3 protein-coding genes are annotated in these 3,749 nt (G+C 68.7%); 2 read left to right on the top strand and 1 reads right to left on the bottom strand.

What is annotated here, in order from left to right:
- Positions 1–211: 211 nt before the first annotated feature.
- Together ABYX71_RS10960 and ABYX71_RS10955 are read left to right on the top strand one after the other, a co-directional pair.
- Positions 212–1,687 (top strand): SulP family inorganic anion transporter, encoded by a 1,476-nt coding sequence (locus ABYX71_RS10960; protein WP_372696534.1) that lies wholly within the window; start codon positions 212–214, stop codon positions 1,685–1,687.
- Between the two features lie 14 nt (positions 1,688–1,701).
- Positions 1,702–2,562 carry a universal stress protein gene (locus tag ABYX71_RS10955; protein WP_372696533.1) on the top strand — a complete coding sequence of 287 codons (861 nt, stop codon included), beginning with the start codon at positions 1,702–1,704 and terminating at the stop codon, positions 2,560–2,562.
- A gap of 19 nt (positions 2,563–2,581) precedes the next feature.
- Here the strand turns inward: ABYX71_RS10955 and ABYX71_RS10950 are convergent.
- Positions 2,582–3,749, bottom strand: a 1,168-nt coding sequence (locus ABYX71_RS10950) for a heavy metal translocating P-type ATPase (RefSeq protein ID WP_372696532.1), incomplete at its 5' end; no start/stop codon positions are given.

Raw genomic sequence — 3,749 nt, 5'->3', positions numbered from 1 at the left:
TCGGAGTTCCACACCGTGTAGGCCTCTTTCTCGCTGCGAGCCGGCTTCGACCGCACACCACACTCGCACGAGGCTGCACGTCCGATTCACGGCGTCTTGCTGGCCCCGGATCACTCGGGATTCATTCGCTGTTCCGTTGACCGGGAAGACGCGCTTGCGTCCGCCCCGACTGCCGCCGCCGGCTGGCAACCCGATACGGAATGGAAGAATGATGAAATCCCTGCGTCAGGACTGGCTTTCCAACGTCCGCAACGACCTGCTGGCGGGCCTCGTCGTCGCCCTGGCCCTCATCCCCGAGGCCATCGCCTTTTCGATCATTGCCGGCGTCGACCCCAAGGTCGGGCTGTACGCCTCGTTCTGTATCGCCACCGTCATCGCCTTTGCCGGCGGTCGCCCGGGCATGATCTCGGCGGCCACCGGGGCCATGGCCCTGGTCATGGTCACGCTGGTCAAGGAACACGGCCTGCAGTACCTGCTGGCCGCCACCGTGCTGACGGGCGTCCTGCAGATCATCGCCGGCAAGCTCCGGCTCGGTGCGCTGATGCGCTTTGTGTCGCGTTCGGTCATCACCGGCTTCGTCAACGCGCTGGCCATCCTGATCTTCCTGGCCCAGCTGCCGGAACTCGTCAACGTGACCTGGCACGTCTACGCCATGACGGCGGCCGGCCTGGGCATCATCTACGGCTTCCCCTACCTCACCAAGGCCGTGCCGTCGCCGCTGGTCGCCATCATTCTGCTGACCGCCGTCGCCATGGTCCTCGGCCTCGACATCCGCACCGTCGGCGACATGGGCCAGTTGCCCGACAGCCTGCCGGTGTTCCTGCTGCCGCAGGTGCCGCTGAACCTGGAAACCCTGGCGATCATCTTCCCGGTGTCGGCCACCCTGGCCGTGGTCGGCCTGCTGGAATCGATGATGACGGCCTCCATCGTCGATGACCTGACCGACTCCGGCAGCGACAAGAACCGCGAGTGCGTCGGCCAGGGCGTGGCCAACATCGCCACCGGTTTCCTCGGCGGCATGGCGGGCTGCGCCATGATCGGCCAGTCGGTCATCAACGTGAAGTCCGGCGGCCGCGGCCGGCTGTCCACGCTGGCCGCCGGCGTGTTCCTGCTGCTGATGATCGTGTTCATCGGCGACTGGGTGGCCCGCATCCCCATGGCCGCGCTGGTGGCGGTGATGATCATGGTGTCCATCGGCACCTTCAACTGGGCCTCGATCCGCGGCCTGCGGGAACACCCCAGAAGCTCCAGTGTGGTGATGCTGGCCACCGTCGCGGTCACGGTCGGCACGCACGACCTGGCCAAGGGCGTGCTGGTCGGCGTGCTGCTGTCGGGCTTTTTCTTCGCCCACAAGGTGGGCCAGATCCTGCGCGTCACCTCGCGCACGCACGACGAAGGCCGCGTCCGCGACTACACCATCACCGGCCAGGTGTTCTTTGCCTCGGCCGATCGCTTCGTCGACGCTTTCGACTACCGCGAAGTCATCGAAAAGGTGCGCATCGACGTGAGCCGGGCCCATTTCTGGGACATCACCGCCGTCAGCGCCCTAGACAGGGTGGTCCTCAAGTTCCGGCGCGAGGCCACCGAGGTGGAGGTCATCGGCCTGAACGAGGCCAGCGCCACGATGGTCGACCGCTTCGCCGTGCACGACAAAGACGGTGCCGACGACCTGCTGCTGGGCCACTGACAGGAAACCCGGACATGAACGACAACAAGGTTCTGGCCTGTGTGGACCAATCCCGTTTCGCGGACTGCGTGGCCGACTACGCGGCCTGGGCCGCCCGGCGCATGGACGCACCGCTGGAATTCCTGCACGTCATCGACCGCCACCCCGAGAAGGGGTCGGGCGATGACCACAGCGGCGCCATCGGCATCGACGCCCAGGAGCACCTGCTGTCCAGACTGAGTGCCGAAGACGAGGCCCGCGCCCGGAATGCCCGCGAGCAGGGCCGCCTCTTCCTGAACCGGCTGCGCGAACGCGCCCTGGCGGCCGGCGCCGCGCGGGTCGACGTGCGGCAACGCCACGGCGAGCTGGAACAGACCCTGACCGAGCAGGAAAACGGCGTGCGCCTGCTGATACTCGGCCGCCGCGGAGAGGCCGCCGAGCGTACCCAGCGCGACCTCGGCCGCAACGTCGAGCGCGTGGTGCGCGCCCTGCACAAGCCCATCCTCACGGTGACCGAGGGCTTCACGCCGCCGCAGCGCGTGATGATCGCCTTCGACGGCGGCACCGTCACCCAGCGGGGCGTGACCATGGTGGCGCAAAGCCCGCTGTTCCGTGGGCTGCCGATCTACCTGCTGATGTCGGGCAAGGCGAAAAAGGACGCCCGGCGGCAGCTCGACTGGGCCGGCACCACCCTGGAGGCCGCCGGCTTCGCGGTCACCTCGGCCCTGACCCCGGGCGACGCCGAGACCGTCATTGCCAACACGGTCAAGGCGCAGTCCATCGACCTGCTCATCATGGGCGCCTTCAGCCATTCGCCGCTGCGCAGCCTGCTGTTCGGCAGCAAGACCGCCGACCTGCTGCGCTCGTCCCGCATCCCGACCCTGCTGCTGCGCTGAGTGCGCCGAACGCCCGCCTCTACACCGTCACGCGCCGCAGCCGCAGGGCATTGCCGCTCACCGACACCGAGCTGAACGACATGGCCGCCGCCGCGATCATGGGTGACAGCAAAATGCCGAACAGCGGGTACAGCACGCCGGCGGCGATGGGCACACCCAGGCTGTTGTAGCCGAAGGCGAACCACAGGTTCTGGCGGATGTTGCGCAGCGTGGCGCGCGACAGGCGAATGGCGCGCACGATGCCGGTGAGGTCACCCTTCACCAGGGTCACGCCGGCGCTTTCCATGGCCACATCGGTTCCGGTGCCCATGGCGATGCCGACCTGGGCGCGGGCCAGCGCCGGGGCGTCGTTGATGCCGTCGCCGGCCATGGCGACGAACCGGCCCTCGGCCTGCAGGTCCTGGATCTTCTGCGCCTTCTGGTCCGGCTGCACCTCGGCGATCACCTCGTCGATGCCGAGCCTGTCCGCCACGGCGCGGGCGGTGGTGGCGCTGTCACCGGTGAGCATGACGATGCGCAGCCCCGCCTCGTGCAGCGCGCGGATGGCGTCGGGCGTGGTTTCCTTGACCGGGTCGGCCACCGCCACCAGCCCGGCGGCGCGCCCGTCTACGGCCAGGAACATGGCGGTCTTGCCCTCGCCGCGCAGGGCCTCGGCGCGTTCGACCAAGGTGCCGAGATCGACTTTCAACCCCTCCATCAGGGCGCGGTTGCCGAGCGCCACGTCCTGGCCCTCGATGCGCCCGCGCACGCCCTGTCCGGTGACGGATTCAAAGTCCTCGTACGCACCCGGCGTCACGCCGCGCGCCTCGGCACCGGCCACGATGGCGGCCGCCAGCGGGTGCTCGCTGCCGCGTTCCAGGCTCGCCGCCAGGCGCAGCACCTCGTCTTCATCCATCCCGTCGGCGGCCACCACGTCCTGCAATTTGGGCCGGCCCTCGGTGAGGGTGCCGGTCTTGTCGACCACCAGGGTGTCGACCTCACGCAGGGTCTGGATGGCCTCGGCATTCTTGAACAGCACGCCCAGCGACGCCCCCTTGCCGCTGGCCACCATGATCGACATCGGGGTCGCCAGCCCCAGCGCACAGGGGCAGGCGATGATCAGCACCGCCACGGCGTTGATGAGTGCATAGGCGAGCGCCGGCGGCGGCCCCAGCCAGGCCCACACGACAAAGGTCACCAGCGCCGCG

This window comes from Immundisolibacter sp. (assembly GCF_041625615.1).
Lineage (GTDB): Bacteria > Pseudomonadota > Gammaproteobacteria > Immundisolibacterales > Immundisolibacteraceae > Immundisolibacter.
This window is presented reverse-complemented; position numbering and strand designations above follow the sequence as displayed.

What these genes read in the sequence shown, in the direction of transcription:
- ABYX71_RS10955 (WP_372696533.1), top strand. Translation starts at nt 1,702, where the DNA reads ATGAACGACAACAAGGTTCTGGCCTGTGTGGACCAATCCCGTTTCGCG.
- ABYX71_RS10960 (WP_372696534.1), top strand. Translation starts at nt 212, where the DNA reads ATGAAATCCCTGCGTCAGGACTGGCTTTCCAACGTCCGCAACGACCTG.